At 37.4% G+C, this 15,061-nt stretch carries 12 protein-coding genes; 1 reads left to right on the top strand and 11 read right to left on the bottom strand.

The features are described 5' to 3' along the window. Positions 1-11: 11 nt before the first annotated feature. Together cps4B and cpsA are read right to left on the bottom strand one after the other, a co-directional pair. Positions 12-746 carry a capsular polysaccharide biosynthesis protein Cps4B gene (gene cps4B, locus JOC28_RS00255; protein WP_205008645.1) on the bottom strand — a complete coding sequence of 245 codons (735 nt, stop codon included), beginning with the start codon at positions 744-746 and terminating at the stop codon, positions 12-14. A gap of 1 nt (position 747) precedes the next feature. Continuing rightward, positions 748-2,223: an LCP family glycopolymer transferase CpsA gene (cpsA, locus tag JOC28_RS00250; RefSeq protein ID WP_205008644.1), complete on the bottom strand. Its 1,476-nt coding sequence runs from the start codon at positions 2,221-2,223 to the stop codon at positions 748-750. 139 nt (positions 2,224-2,362) lie between these two features. Between cpsA and JOC28_RS00245 the strand changes: the two genes are divergently transcribed. Continuing rightward, complete coding sequence (locus JOC28_RS00245) at positions 2,363-3,274, top strand: LysR family transcriptional regulator (RefSeq protein ID WP_205008643.1); 912 nt, start codon at positions 2,363-2,365, stop codon at positions 3,272-3,274. A gap of 158 nt (positions 3,275-3,432) precedes the next feature. Here the strand turns inward: JOC28_RS00245 and JOC28_RS00240 are convergent, their stop codons facing one another. The 9 genes from JOC28_RS00240 to JOC28_RS00200 form a co-directional block, all read right to left on the bottom strand. Continuing rightward, on the bottom strand, positions 3,433-5,841 hold the full coding sequence (locus JOC28_RS00240) for a MucBP domain-containing protein (RefSeq protein ID WP_205008642.1): 2,409 nt from the start codon (positions 5,839-5,841) through the stop codon (positions 3,433-3,435). Positions 5,842-6,144: 303 nt separating this feature from the next. Continuing rightward, the gene (locus JOC28_RS00235; protein ID WP_205008641.1) at positions 6,145-7,413 is read right to left on the bottom strand and encodes an O-antigen ligase family protein; all 1,269 of its coding nucleotides are present in this window, start codon (positions 7,411-7,413) and stop codon (positions 6,145-6,147) included. Positions 7,414-7,447: 34 nt separating this feature from the next. Then, a complete protein-coding gene (locus tag JOC28_RS00230) occupies positions 7,448-8,509 on the bottom strand; it encodes a glycosyltransferase (RefSeq protein WP_465270019.1) in 1,062 nt (353 codons plus the stop codon). Next, entirely contained in the window at positions 8,506-9,666 is a 1,161-nt protein-coding gene (locus tag JOC28_RS00225; protein ID WP_205008639.1) for a glycosyltransferase family 4 protein, read from the bottom strand. Before JOC28_RS00225 ends, JOC28_RS00230 begins: the two co-directional genes overlap by 4 nt. Beyond that, positions 9,656-10,492 (bottom strand): LicD family protein, encoded by an 837-nt coding sequence (locus tag JOC28_RS00220; RefSeq protein ID WP_205008638.1) that lies wholly within the window; start codon positions 10,490-10,492, stop codon positions 9,656-9,658. Before JOC28_RS00220 ends, JOC28_RS00225 begins: the two co-directional genes overlap by 11 nt. A 9-nt stretch (positions 10,493-10,501) precedes the next feature. Then, entirely contained in the window at positions 10,502-11,662 is a 1,161-nt protein-coding gene (locus JOC28_RS00215; RefSeq protein ID WP_205008637.1) for a CDP-glycerol glycerophosphotransferase family protein, read from the bottom strand. A gap of 4 nt (positions 11,663-11,666) precedes the next feature. After that, positions 11,667-12,062 carry a glycerol-3-phosphate cytidylyltransferase gene (gene tagD / locus JOC28_RS00210; protein WP_205008636.1) on the bottom strand — a complete coding sequence of 132 codons (396 nt, stop codon included), beginning with the start codon at positions 12,060-12,062 and terminating at the stop codon, positions 11,667-11,669. Between the two features lie 79 nt (positions 12,063-12,141). After that, positions 12,142-13,251 carry a UDP-galactopyranose mutase gene (glf, locus tag JOC28_RS00205; RefSeq protein ID WP_205008635.1) on the bottom strand — a complete coding sequence of 370 codons (1,110 nt, stop codon included), beginning with the start codon at positions 13,249-13,251 and terminating at the stop codon, positions 12,142-12,144. Between the two features lie 3 nt (positions 13,252-13,254). Next, a complete protein-coding gene (locus tag JOC28_RS00200; protein ID WP_205008634.1) occupies positions 13,255-14,712 on the bottom strand; it encodes a flippase in 1,458 nt (485 codons plus the stop codon). Positions 14,713-15,061 lie beyond the last annotated feature (349 nt).

Raw genomic sequence — 15,061 nt, 5'->3', positions numbered from 1 at the left:
ATTTTCTCCTATTAAATAAAGGTATTTTCAAGCAAAGTTTTTGGGTTGTTGTAAAAGAGATCATCTGCTCGTCTCTTACCATAGCGTTTTTCGATCAATTGCTGAGCTTGACTCATAAAAGGTGGTCTACTATCTAAATTATGCATATCACTTGCCACGCAGTGAACTAGATTTTCTTCTAGGAAATAGGCTGCGCGCTTTTTGAAGACCTTGTATTTATCTCCGAAAAGCTTAGCTTTCAAGACATGCGAGCTATTAATCTGAGTATAGCAACCAAGTTTAATGAGTTCTTCTACTCTCTCCTTTTTAAAGGCAAGAGCATCATAACGCTCGATATGAGCAACGATAGGAGTCACTCCCATCATAATCACATTTCTCAGTGCTGTTTGAATCTCATGCCATGGTGTATTCATACTGAATTCAATCAGAGCAAAGCGTGTTCCTGCCATACGAGGTACTAGACCATCATCCAGTTTTTGTGGAATATCGGAGCTGTAATAGAGTTCACCACCATAATGAAGTTTCAAATCACCTGAGTAACGTTCTTCAACCTGCTCATTTAGACTAGCATAATTCTGCGCAATCGTCTCCTCTGGCGTTTCAAACATTCCTTTTCGACGATGGGACGTTGCTACAATTTCACGAACACCTTGATTATAGGCCTCATCAATCAGAGCAAGACTTTGTTCAATTGACTTGGGACCATCATCAACACCAAAAATAATATGTGAATGAATATCAATCATCTTACTTACCTGCCATGACATCCTTGATTGCCTGTGAAGCTGTCGCTACACTTGTTTGATCCAATTGAATCATGTATAGACTAGCAGTTGGCATCGCATAAGAAACCAGTGTACCTGTCGAACCAGTACCAGTTACCTCCTGAGACGTAATGGTGAATGATTTTCCTGAATCGAGCTGTGCATTTGCCAGTTCCATCATCTTATCTAGAGACATATCAGTCTGAACAGAATTTTCAAGACTAGTAATGATTGTTGAGTAGCTTGAGATTGAACTCAAAGAGGTCAATTTATTAATAATCGCTTGGATGACCTTCAACTGATTCTCACCACGATCGTAATCGCCGTTTTGAAGACTGTAACGCTCACGAACAAATCCTAGTGCCTTATCAGAGTTCAAGGTTACATTACCAACCTCAAATTGATAATTACCGTGAAGACTAGTGAAGGCTTGGTCGTTATAGACCGTTACTCCTCCGACCGCATCAATCAGATTCAAGAAGGATGTGAAGTTGATCCTTGCATAGTAGTCGATTGGGATACCGTAGAGATTTTCCAAGGTCTTCTCTGATGTTTGAACACCATAGATACCAGCGTGAGTCAATTTATCGTATTGATTTGCTCCGCCATCTGGAATCTGAACATAAGAGTCACGAGGTGTTGTTGTCATCAAAATCTTATGGGTATTCATATTAACCGTCAGAATGATATTAACATCTGAACGAGATACCGTAGAGATTGACCCATAGGTATCGATACCGCTGATATAGATGTTAAAGACATTTGCATCAGTAGATGTATTGTCATCCGACTCTTTAGCTACTTTTACCGTATAGGTATAGATAGACTTAACATTATCCGCATAATCTGAATAGGACAACTCTAACAAACCTGAGTAGGCACTATTCATAACCATAGCCTGACTGCTACCAGCAATCAGATTTTCATAGGCAGCTCGGTAAGAATCGACAGTTTCTGTTGTCAGAGTGACTCCCTTATCTTTGCTTATCTGCTCTATGAGTGCATTTATATTTGATGCATCATTATTCGTCGGAGCCTGTACAGATGTGAGCTGTGAGACATCTGAAATGCTACTGTCTTTTGGTACGACAATACTCATTTCAACCTCTGAATAGGATGCTGTTTCGTTCATTTTGTTAGCAACACCGATCGCAGAGTTAAATCCGAACAATAGCATGCTGCTGACTAGAGAACTAAGAACTAGGATAACAGATGTCCCCAGTTGCCATTTTTTCAGAATTATTAGTAATAAACTGACAACAAAAATGACCCCTAAAACCGCTGTTAAAGCTATATTGAGATGTCTAAAAGCCAAAAATTGGTATTTAAACATTAAAAAGAGGGCAATCGCTGAAAGAAGTGTGAAGACTACAAGTAGAACAATATTGACAATTGTCAAAGTCTTACTTGGTCGTTTCACAGTCTTACGACGACTGGTACTCCTAGACCTTTTTGTCATAAACTTCTCCATCTTATTTTTACTAAAATCAATACTTTAATTATAACATTTTACATTAGAATTGCAATTCTTTTTCAAAAAGCTTGTGAATATATGCAACTTTGCGGAATACACGAACATTTTGTGATACAATGAGTATATGCGTATCCAACAATTACATTATATTATCAAAATTGTCGAAACAGGTAGCATGAATGAAGCTGCCAAACAATTATTTATCACTCAACCCAGTCTTTCCAACGCTGTGCGTGATTTAGAAAGAGAGATGGGAATCGAGATTTTCATTCGAAACCCTAAAGGAATCACCCTGACAAAAGACGGTGTCGAATTTCTCTCCTACGCTCGTCAAGTTGTTGAGCAAACTGCCCTCCTTGAAGAACGTTATAAGAGTAAATCAGAGACCAGAGAACTTTTCAGCGTCTCTGCCCAGCACTATGCCTTTGTAGTCAACGCATTCGTCTCACTTCTAAAAAATGCTGACATGTCTCGCTACGAGCTCTTTTTACGTGAAACTCGTACCTGGGAGATTATCGATGACGTTAAGAATTTTCGTTCGGAAATCGGTGTTCTCTTCCTTAATAGCTATAACCGAGATGTTCTCACAAAGATGTTCGATGATAATCGCCTGACTTATACAAGTCTTTTCAGAGCACATCCTCATATCTTTGTCAGCAAATCAAATCCACTGGCAGATAAGACTGTCGTTCGCTTAAGTGATTTGGAAGATTTTCCTTACCTCAGCTATGACCAAGGGATTCATAATTCCTTCTACTTCTCTGAAGAGATCATGTCTCAGATTTCTCATAAGAAATCTATCGTGGTCAGCGACCGTGCGACACTCTTTAATCTCTTGATTGGACTGGATGGCTATACTATTGCGACCGGTATCCTAAACAGTAATCTCAACGGTGATAATATCGTTTCTATTCCTCTTGATGTAGAAGATGAAATTGACATCATCTATATCAAGCATGAAAAAGCAAACCTCTCTAAAATGGGAGAAAAATTTATCGAATACCTCCTCGAAGAGGTCAAGTTCGAAACTGAATAACAGTCAGAGTTTGAAACTTAGGTTTCAAGCTCTTTTTCTATATACTACTACTTTTTCTTATATAAAATGCTCTGCTATTTTCCAAGAACCATTGGTCAAAAAAAAAGAATCTGAGATACAAGCTCTCAGATTCCAGATTCTTTAGAAGAATTTACCGATTAGCAGAATGAATAGCTGCTGTAGCTATAGCTGTAGCTACGGTATGATGTTGGTTGGTAACGGTTAGCATAGTTGTAAACTGATGAGTAACGTGAGTATGATGTTGTGTATGAACGTGAGTATGATGTTGTGTAGCAGTAAGTGTAGCTAGGAACAGTGTAGTAAACAACGCTGTATGTTACACATGGGTTGTAACGGTAGTAGTAGTTACAGTTGTAAGATACTGGGTAGCAGTAATTAGTTGTAGTTGGTTTTTGTGGTTGTGGTTTTTGTGGCTCTTGTTTTTGTTGATCGTTATCTTTAGGATCTACTGGATCAACAGTCTTATCGTCTTCAACAAGGCGGTAAACATTCACAACTTCAGTTGTACCTTCTACTACTGTACCTACTGAGTTAGCAGCACGTGTTTCCAAGTGGAAGTGACGTCCATCTTCAGTGTAAAGATCGCTAGCTTGATCAGTTGTATCGTAAGCAGTACCTACTTCAACTTGACCAGTGATATCAAGGCTGCTCAATACTTCGCCATCAGTTGTAACATCTTTTTCGATAACGTTACCGTATTTGATAACTGGAGCTTTTTCATAAACGTTTGTAACTACAGTTGTACCTTCAACAACAGTACCAACTGAGTTTTCACCGATACTTACAAGGTTGTATACAGTACCATCTTCTGCAACGATTGAAGCTGCTTGAGCACTTGTGTCATATTTTGAACCAACAACAACTTTACCACCAGTTACGCTTTCTTCGCTAAGAACTGTACCGTCAGTTGTAACGTTACGTTCAATAACGTCACCAACGATTTGCTCATAGAGGTAAGTTACAGTTGTAGTTCCACGAGTGAAGCTACCTGATGCATTTGAAGGTGTTGATACCAAACGGTATATATCAAATGATTTAGCTGATGTAGTATATGCTTCGTTTTCTTTACCAGCGATTGGAGTTTCTGATTCAAGAACAGTACCAGTTGTAGATTGGTGAACAACAACAAGTTTACCTGTGAAGGCTGCAGCTGCTGAAATGCTATTTCCGTAGATGTTAGCATAGTCATTGCTATCAAGAGTTGTGTAGATCAATTTTCCTTCAGCATCTTGGATTGTTACTGAAGTATTGTTGATACCAATGATTTTTGAACCATCAGCACTGATTTCATCAGAACTTGGTGTGTAGTTAGCTGACAAAGTAATACCGAATTTATTTGTGTGTTCGATGTTTGTCAATGATTTCAAGACGATAGTTTCACCATCGTTTGAAACAACTTCAAATTTAGCTGTTTCAAGATCATTCAAGATGATGTTGTTGCCGTTAACAACTGTATCATCGTAGTAACCACGTTGTGAAGGAGTTGAAATAATATCTCCAACTTTATTAGTCAATGTTACAAGGGCAGTTCCATCAACTTTAACAGTGATTGTTGAACCTTCAGTAACTGGTGACTTAGTGCTGTTGTAAAGACCAACTGTAAATTGACCTTTTGTCAATGAAAGACCGTTTTTTGCTGATGTTACAGAGTTAAATGAACTTTGAATGTTTGCAGTAGTTGTTTTAATTGGTGTTTTGTTGTATGCAGGTACATTAACAGTATTTGATGCAACTGTTACACCACCGATAGAGATTTTTGATACATAAGCATACTCAAGAGTTGAGATGAAATGTGTAAAGTATTGGTTAGTGTAGCTGAAGCTATATTTCAAGTCAACCAATTTTTCAGCAGTTTCGTTGAAAACAACACGAAGAACTGTAGCTTTGTTCATGCTTTCAGCAGAAAGTGCTGTATCGTGTTCGCTATCGTTAGCAATAGTGTTATTTTGCTCTTCGCTGTATGATGGTGTTGCTTCTGAAACGAGTTCGATTTTACCGATTACTGTTCCATCTTCAAGTTTAACATCAGAATTTTTCAAACCACCTGAAGGAAGGTTTTCCAAAGTATACTCAATATATTGACCTGATTTAACTGGCTCATTTACGTCTGTAGTAACAGTTACAGAAACACGTTGCTCAGTAGATGATGAATCGTTAGTTGTGATTGTTGCTGTTGTAGTGTTATCAACAACTGAATCACCTTTAACTTCAACAGGTTGACCTTGAGTTGCAACTGCTTCTTCAGATGTAGCTGCAGTTTCAGTAGCTGTAGTTGTAACTTCTTCTGATGCTGTTTCATCAGCAGTAGTTTCATCTTCAACATACTCACTAATAGTTGCAGTAGTTGTTGCAGGTGCTTCAGATACTTCTACAGCAAGTGATACTGTAGTGCTATCTGCATCTGTAGTTGTAACTTCATCGGCAGCTACTGCTGTTCCGTTCATTGATGCAGCAAGTGCACCTGAAAGCGCAAGAACTCCTACAAGTCCATAGCCTTTTGCTTTTTTAAAGGTTCCAAAACCTTTAGTTTGAGTACTCTTTTTCATAAGTAGTCTCTCTCCTCTACTTCTATTTAAAAAATATAAACTAAACCTGAGTCTCCAAACTCAGATAATGACGACACAATGTAAATCTAAGATTTACTGAATTTTCGCAAGATCTACAGGCTCTCCAACGAGTATTTCTCACAAAATCCTCCACTCCATTTTTTTCGTGAAGTTTTATATATTAATAATACTGCAAATAAGAAAATTTTTCAACCGTTTTCTTAAAAAAACTTTACATTTTAATTTTATCTAATTTATTAAAATATCTACTATTTTATTTCTTATATTTTAGGGTCTATTTAGTTATTTAATTCTCATTTTATGTGAATTTTTTGTTCTTTTTAGATCTGCCATTCTATCGACAACAGCAAAGACTAGAAAGGCAATCATAAGTGTTGAGTGTTCAAAGGTTGTTGTCAAAAAGAGGTACAACCACATTGTCCCAAAAATAAAGAGATTCTTATCAACTTTATTTATTGCTTTATTTATAAAATGCCAAAATGCATATATATATAGCATGATAAAGTATAGGCCACCTTCAGCTAAAATCGTTGTTGGTGAATTTGTAAAACCAGTAGCAGAACGTGCATACCTTACTCTACTCTTCAACGAGTTAACCAAGGTCATGTTACCATAACCAGATCCAAATAGCGGGTGGTATTTCCAGGCTTTGAAACCAATTACATAGTCTTCCATTCGAGAAGATCCCGATGCACTTGTCAATTTTGAACCCAAGAGATTCGAACCTAGTAACAGAACAGCTAACACCAAAAACGGTAACAAGAGAATGACTACATTTAATTTTCTATTTTTCAAGAATTGATAGAACGAATCAAAAAAGACATTCATCGACAAACTCATAATCATCAAAAGTATCCCAGTAACTGAGTAACTTGTTAAAATCGTAATTGCGTACAATAAGATTTTCTTTTTACTTTTCTGTCCTAGAATAAAGAAATCAATGAGGAAGGCAATACTCAAATGTAAGCTATACATCGGTGCTTCGGCGAAAATACCAATATTTCGAAAGAAGACATGCCCCATAAATTCTGCATCATTTTGCCATTGAAAGTATAGACCAAAGTAAGAGGTGATAAAACGATCTGCTCCCCAGTAAATTCTCATACTACCACTTGATGGCATGACTCCTAAGATTGATCCAAATAACCAAAAGAAGAGGGATAAACCAGCGATAATGCTAATGATTTTTGTATAAATAGCTAACAGTTCTTTAAGTTTTCCTTCTTTGAGGTAGAGCCACAAATACAGCATCAACATCAAAGGGAATAGAATAAAGCGCTGAACAAAACCAGAACTACCATTTGCAGAAACATAGTAGAACAAGCCCAAATACATCCCCCAGAAGGTCAAACCCAATAGCAAAGACGATTTAAAATGCTTTGCAATTCCTGGTAGGCTATAAAAAACTCGAACTGCCAATACGATATTGGTCAACTGCAGAATATGAAAGTCTGGTGAAATAGATACATAATAAACAGACTGAGTGCTCAGGATAATCAGTAGAACTACCAATACATCTAGCAGTTTTGCAATATTAATTGAAAATTTCAATGATTCCCTTAACATAAGTCATACAATTCTAGCCTTATTTTTTTAAGGCGGTCTTTAGATAGTAGCCATTTTTAAGCTGCTCTGATAGTTGAGCTGTATTGGCTACCATCTGGTTATAGTCTTCTTGAGTCAGTTGGTCGATTTTAGTAGCTAGTTCCTTAAGATTTGCTACTGCAATACCAACACCATGTTTTTTGACAAATTCTGCTAGCGCAGCATTTTCCCAAACGATAACTGGTATTCCACAGGCCAAATAAAGTGATGTTTTGTGAGGATTGTTGAAGCGAAGATAGTCTCCGTACATACCTGAACAGGTTTCAATCGTTTCTCCATCCCAGACAAGACCAAAACTTCCTGAAAGATTATTTGGCAGATCTTCTGGCATAAATGAGCCGTGGTATTCTGTGTTTTCTGGAGCCATTTCCTCTTGGAAATTAGCACCATAGAGTTGAAAATTAATATCAGATAATTGATCTAGATAGGCTAAGTAAGCAACCTTGCTAGCATCCAAATTTCCAGCTATAATTGCTTCCTTGGCTAAAGACTGCTCTTTTCTCTGGAAATCTTTTGGTAAAAGGTAGTCGAAGATATCTAGAGAGACCAAGGCATCGCTTTTGATTCCTTTGTCTTTCAAATAGTTTATCATCTTAGGGTTATGGGCAATAACTTTGGACCCTGCCTTCAAAACTGACTCTTCTTCAAATTGGATTCTAAGTTTGTCCTTGAAACTACTTGACTGTCGATTGATATAACGTAAACTCTCTAGGTCGTGAATCAACAAAGTGACTTTCACACCCTTGTTCTCTAACTGTGATAAGAGTCGTGAAACCATAATATTTTTTGACATCAAAGGAAATTGGACTAGCAACTCATCTCCATTTACAAGATGTGATAGTTTTTCTTTCCAGATACCATAGTTATCCCAATGCTCTTTTAGTGATTTAAGCGGGGCTTGTTTTCCTTTGAATGGAATAACAATTTCAATATTTTGAAAACCTTCTTCAGTCAAAATTGCTTCTACATCAGCACGCGCCTTATTAGCAGCATTTTTCATATTCTTCTCAGTAGGCTTTCTTTCGGTAATAAAATACCTCACTTTTTTGTCCTTTCTATTGCTTCTTCATAGAGAGCAACAATCTCTTTTACATAATTTTGTCTATTGAAACTTTCATCGACAAACTGATAAGCCGCATCTCTTCTTCGACTTGCTTCTTCAGGATCTGCGATAGCTTCTTCGATTTTATCTGCTAGATTACAAGGATTTGATGGATCATAGAGATAACCGTAGCGATCTGATTGAATCAACTCACTTGTCCCACCCGAATTAGCACCTATGGTTAAACAACCAGCCAACATATTTTCAAGGGTGACACGTCCCATTGCTTCATTGTGTGAACATACCAGTCCAATATCTGATTTTAAGCGTAAGCTTCTTAAATCGCTAGAATACTCTTTAAGTTTTACAAAATCAGCTAATTTTTTCTCTTCAATATAGGATGCGATAAAATCAAAATATTCTTGATTGGTAGCCGTCCCAATAATTTCTAGATTAAACTGACGTTCTTGACGTTTATTGAGCAATTCTACTGCCTTAACAGCATCTAGTTGTCCTTTACCTGGAACAATTCTACCAGCAATATAGAGATTAACTTCCTCATTTGAAAATAGCGGAGCTCTTTCATCAGGTGAAATACGATATTTTTCTTTATCTAAGGCATCGTAGATGACTCTAATACGCTCTGATAGCGGTGCATATTTTTTCTCTACTGCATGAGAAACCGCTATTACTGCATCAGCTTGATTTAGCAACTCTTCTTGCCTAGCCTCGTTTTCAAGTTTAATCCCATGGTCCTCCCAAACAAAATCTCTGAGATGGCAAATATAGGGAATCTTGGCCAGCTTAGCTGCTTCCATACCAATACCAACTAAATAAGAATTGTTATGCACCAGATCAATTGACTCTTCTTTCAACCATTTTGCAATTTGAAATTTAGCAAACTGATTCAATACATTTTTAGAAAAAGTACGCCATTTGCTATTATCACCTTGAATAAGGTTTCCGTATCGAATTACTTTATATTTGACGTTTAGTTCTTTCAGTTTTTCTTCCAGAACACCCGTTCTCCCAAGGAGAACAAATGGTTCAACTGTCTGATTTTCTTGAAGTCCAGCTAGAAGATCTAGCAGAGATTGATTGGCACCAGAGAGGTTGGGTAGGTGGGTGACAAAAGCGACTCTAAGTTTATCTGCCATTCTTCTCATCCTTTACTAGGCTTGTTCCATGCCAATTACGTTCTGATTCAGGTGGTAGTTGTTGGTAATCACCGTACATTTGTACTAAGATTTTTTCATACTCCTTTGGTGCGCTCATCAACTCACCTTCAAATAGTAGTTCAATACTATCTTCATAATAAGCCTTAGGGTAAACTTCTTTAAACCAGTGTCCCCCCATTGGATTTCCAATCTCTGGATTCGTATTTAAATCCCAAGACTTTAAAAAGTCATCAATTTGCTTGAGTATTTTATTAGTATTGAAATACTTTTGAATATTAGTTCTTAAAGCTAATCCAACAACTAACTTCTTGATTCCAGTATAGTCTTTATTGACATTAACCAATTGATCAAAACAGGAAAGATTTCTTAGCCCCCTGAGTAAATAAAGTCTTTTCTCCCAGTACCAACGTTTGATTCCATTTTCCGGTACACCATCCAAAGGAAAAACATCAACCCACAAGTGTTGTATTGTCTTATTTCGTGTATGCTCTCGTCTTAGAGCGTATCTTGAATCTTCAATTCTGATATAAGGATAAATATAAGCTGGATCATTATGATAATGATGTAAGCTATAGGGTTGCTCAAGTTCCTGGGGTGCAACTTCCAAAAACTTCTCATAGTTATCCCGCTTCATTCCAATATCTAAGTCATCATCCCATGGGATAAAACCTTGATGGCGAATTGCCCCTAGGAGCGTTCCTCCCATAATATAGTAAGGGATGTCATGCTTTTTACAAATAGAGATAACGACTTGAGCCATCTTCAACTGTTCATCTTGAATCAGTTTTAAATCTTCACTCTTCATTTTCAGTCCTTATTTATTAAATAATTTTTCCACGCAAATACGCGTTGCTTGTCCTTGACTTCGATTCATGAAATTCTCTTTCAATTCTCTTGTCAACTCACATTCTTTTTGTTCATCTAAATGCAGAAGATGTTCCAAAAGCAAGTCTTCTTGCTCGAAAATAGGTTGAGGAAAGACTTCTTTAGGTTGGAAATAACAACCACGTTCACTAAGATAGTCATCGTAATCATAAGCGAAACAAACTACTGGTTTCTCCAAAATAGCATAATCAAACACTACTGAAGAATAGTCAGTAATGAGAACATCAGCTACAATCAACAAATCATTGAGATCAGGATAGTTAGAGTAATCTCGCAAGAAATCGTTAAACTCGATTGACATCAAATCAGTTGTTCTACTATGAGCCCTGAAAAGAATGACATAGTCTTGTCCCAACTGCTCTTCCCACTTCTTGAAATCAGCTTCTATTGCAAGACCAAAGGTCTTCCCTTTATCTTTGCTATCTCTCCAAGTTGGTACATAAACGATAACCTTTTTACCTGCTGGTATATCAAGCGACTCTCTCAGATCCAGCTTTTCTTTAGCGCTGGCTCTAAACAGTCTATCATTTCGAGGCATACCGACTTCCAAGAAACTTGATTCTGGTGCTTTCAGCGCTGATGCAAAAACTTTCTTGTCGTAATCACCTGATACACAGAGATAATCTAAATCTCTGTAATCGTATCGCGCTGAATTTGGATCATCATTTCCAATACGCTTAATAGCAACACCATGCCAAGTATTCAAAAAGACTGTCTTTTTCTTCTTGAATCGTAAGCCACGCTCAATATTGATATCTGTTACCCAGTATTTAGCTTTCAAACAAGTTAAGAAATAAGCTGGTGAATCAAGCTTAACTGTTTCCAATTGAAATTCTTTAGCCATCTTCTCTGGATCATCAAATGCCCAAATCGTACGATAAGCTGCATATTCTCCATGAGATTGCATATAGTCATAGATATCTTTGGGGCTACCATTAAAGGTTTTACCTGTATTCGGAACAAAAAGTACGAGATTCTCATCCAACCTGATAAAAAGTCCAAGAAACCTTAAAAACAAACTTCCTAAATTAACATAAAGCCACTTCACTAAGCGATTATGTTTTACAAGATAAATTAATCTACTCTTCATCTTATTATCCGTTTGTCAAATCAGTTTTAATCTGAGTTGTAGAGATTTCTGGCGTTCTATCAAGGTAAACAACCTCAACTCCCTCTTCCTTCAAGAAGTCAAATTCACCTTCCCAATCATTCCCCATAACGAAGGTGTCAATATGATATTCATGTACATCTTCACGTTTTTGTTCCCAAGAAGTTTCTGGAATAACAAGATCAACATAGCGACAAGCTTCTACGAGTGCCTTACGTTGTTCATAAGTAAAGTAGCATTTCTTTTGTTTTTCGTTCCAGTTAAACTCGTCTGACGAGATAACTACAACTAGATAATCACCCAGAGCTTTAGCTCTTTTAAGCAAGTTGATGTGACCATAGTGCATTAAATCAAAAGTTCCATAAGTAATGACGCGTTTCATAGTATTTCTCTCCTTAATACTACTGCACTTGAAAGCTCTCTCTTTCTTTCGTATGCAGTTTTTATTGATGATAAAAGCTTTATTTTATTTCGTTCTTAACACATTGCAAGGCTGCTGCGATAACTTGGTGCATATCGTAGTAACGATAGTGACCTAGACGTCCACCAAAGATTACCTTATCTTCTTGGGCTGCCAAGTTCTTATAGGCCTTGTAGAGTTTGTTGTTACGATCGTTGTTTACTGGATAATATGGCTCATCTCCCTTGGCCCATGTTTTCGAGTATTCTTTCGTAATGATGGTCTTCTCCTGTTGACCAAACTCAAAGTGCTTGTGCTCAATAATACGTGTGTATGGTGTCTCTGCATCAGTGTAGTTGACTACCGCATTTCCTTGATAGTTCTCCATATCAAGTGTCTCTGTTTCAAAGCGCAAACTACGGTATTCAAGCTCTCCCAACTCATAGTTGAAGAACTGGTCAATCATACCTGTAAAGACAATCTTTGGAAACTCTGCCATGTAGGCTTCCTTGTTAGCGAAGAAGTCAACATTGACCTCAACATCAATATTGTCGTGGTCAAGCATCTTCTCAACAATTTGAGTATAACCTCCGATTGGGATACCTTGGTAAGTATCATTGAAGTAGTTGTTGTCATAAGTGAAACGAACTGGCAAACGACGAATGATAAAGGCTGGAAGCTCTGTACACTCTTTGCCCCATTGTTTCATCGTGTAGTCTTTAATCAATTTTTGGTAGATATCTGTACCAACCAATGAAATAGCTTGCTCTTCAAGATTCTCTGGCGTTTTACCATTAAGCACTGCTTTTTGTTCTTCAATCTTAGCTTGTGCTTCAGCTGGTGTCACAACACCCCAGAGCTTATTGAAGGTATTCATATTGAATGGCAAGTTATAGATATCTCCTTTATAGTTAGCGACTGGTGAGTTTGTATAACGGTTAAATTCCGCAAACTGGTTGATGTAATCCCAGATTTCCTTATCTGAGGTATGGAAGATGTGGGCTCCGTATTGGTGAACTTGGATGCCCTCTACTTCTTTCGTGTAAATGTTACCAGCGATGTGTTCACGCTTTTCAATAACTTTTACTTTCTTTCCTGCTTTGGCTGCCTCGTGAGCAAAGACTGCTCCAAACAAACCTGAACCTACTACTAAATAATCATATTGTGACACGAATTATCTCTCCTTTTTTCGTCTCTTTAAAAGTGAAGCCAAGGCTTCTGTTACAAATTTCTCTCTTAAAATAATCAAAACTAGTCCATAGCTTGCAAAGAATAGCAAAGCTGTCCAAACTAATCTGAAAAACAAACCAAGATCTACAAGATCTTTAAATAAAATGGTTACAACTGCGCCAGCAATTGCCCCAAGTAAAATCTTACTGATACCCAGCCCCTTGAATAAGGGTAGAATCATCTCTCTCAGATAATAAATCTGAACGAGGACGACAACCAACTCCGCAAAGGCACTGGCAAAAGCTGCTCCATTTGCTCCAAACAAAGGAATTCCAATCATATTTACCAGAACATCAGCAATCGCCCCAATAACCGTTGAATAAACGACTAACTTCTCACGGTTGGTTGGAACCAGAATCTGGATCCCTGTCAGATTGGACACGCCAATAAATAAAACGGCTGGCATAATCAGCTGCATAGCCAGAACTGCTGGCAAGAAATCATTCCCCGAAAGGAATAAGATACTATCTTTGGCTTCAATAATGAAGTAGACCACCATCGGAATGGCAAGAACAAAGATAAACTGCAAGGCCTTCTGAACGAGTCTATTAAACTCATCCAAGCGATTTTCCTGATAATAATAGGATAACCTTGGCAATAGAACTGTTCCCAATGAGGTTACAACACTCACTAGAATAGCCTTGATTTTAGTCGCTGCCGAGTAATAGCCAACAACAGCGTCCCCTTTGATAAACCCAAGCAGAGTTGTATCAACATTTAGGTAAATCGTCGATGACACTGACAATAAAAAGAAAGTAAGTGTCGGTCTTAAATGTTGCCAAATATCCAAATCCTTATAAGGTTTCAAAGGAATCATTCGACGAAGATTGATAAAGTTCATCAAGTTTGAACCAACTGCCGCAAAGACTGTAATGCCTCCATAGAGAACATAGTCTTGACTTGTCTTAACAAGAAACATGAGTAAAACAAGGGACAAGAATTTAAAAATGATGGACCTGATACTAATATAGGAATAACGTTCCAAAGCTTTGTAGAGCCACTCAACACCCAAGACATTGAAAATCAAGGTTGAGGACATGATCAGATAAAGAAACTTCTCCTGGTTAAGCTTACCAACAGTCATCACTGCAATTAGCAGAGCTAAAATTGATAAGAACATAACAAAACTGTTCAAGATAACAATTTCCTGAACAGTTTTTGCAAGCTTGTCTTTATCATCACGTACCTTGGCACAGGCCCGAATTCCGTAGGTGGGGATTCCCAGCATTCCTATCATGGTGAAATAGGAAATAATGGATGTGGCAAAATTGACCGTCCCAACACCATCTGCCCCCAGAATCCTTGACGCATAAGGAAAACTAATGAGGGGGAAGACAAAGTTCGATACCGTCAAAATGAAGTTCATAATGAAGTTCACTCTGACTGAAGATACTTTAGACATATTTTCTCCAACTTATTCTAATTGTTACTACTATTTATTTGATTTTGGTTCTGTTATTTGCGGATAGGTGGATGTTTTAGTCACCTAAAATGATATTCTAGCAATCCCAAACCAGAAATAAGTCAATTTTCTACCAAAGTTAAGAAACTTATATGCAAAATAACAGTTAATTTAATCTTATTCGACAACTCAAAGATGTCCTCTCCAAGACACTATTCGAGAGTATTCTGTCTTATTAAAAATACTTCTTTCCTTTAAAAATTCCTCCAAATCTTACTGATAAAAATCTTTTAAAAGCTTGATATGACTCTCCTAGTCAGCCTTTTGTCAATCTCTCCAAATCAACAAA

Source organism: Streptococcus loxodontisalivarius (assembly GCF_016908645.1).
Classification (GTDB): Bacteria; Bacillota; Bacilli; order Lactobacillales; family Streptococcaceae; genus Streptococcus; species Streptococcus loxodontisalivarius.
The sequence above is the reverse complement of the archived record's forward strand: the minus strand, read 5'-3'. Positions and strand labels throughout refer to the sequence as shown.

Excerpts from the sequence above, each read along its gene's own strand:
- cps4B (WP_205008645.1), bottom strand. The coding sequence starts at position 746 with ATGATTGATATTCATTCACATATTATTTTTGGTGTTGATGATGGTCCC.
- cpsA (WP_205008644.1), bottom strand. The coding sequence starts at position 2,223 with ATGACAAAAAGGTCTAGGAGTACCAGTCGTCGTAAGACTGTGAAACGA.
- JOC28_RS00245 (WP_205008643.1), top strand. The coding sequence starts at position 2,363 with ATGCGTATCCAACAATTACATTATATTATCAAAATTGTCGAAACAGGT.
- JOC28_RS00240 (WP_205008642.1), bottom strand. The coding sequence starts at position 5,841 with ATGAAAAAGAGTACTCAAACTAAAGGTTTTGGAACCTTTAAAAAAGCA.
- JOC28_RS00225 (WP_205008639.1), bottom strand. The coding sequence starts at position 9,666 with ATGGCAGATAAACTTAGAGTCGCTTTTGTCACCCACCTACCCAACCTC.
- JOC28_RS00220 (WP_205008638.1), bottom strand. The coding sequence starts at position 10,492 with ATGAAGAGTGAAGATTTAAAACTGATTCAAGATGAACAGTTGAAGATG.
- JOC28_RS00215 (WP_205008637.1), bottom strand. The coding sequence starts at position 11,662 with ATGAAGAGTAGATTAATTTATCTTGTAAAACATAATCGCTTAGTGAAG.
- tagD (WP_205008636.1), bottom strand. The coding sequence starts at position 12,062 with ATGAAACGCGTCATTACTTATGGAACTTTTGATTTAATGCACTATGGT.
- JOC28_RS00200 (WP_205008634.1), bottom strand. The coding sequence starts at position 14,712 with ATGTCTAAAGTATCTTCAGTCAGAGTGAACTTCATTATGAACTTCATT.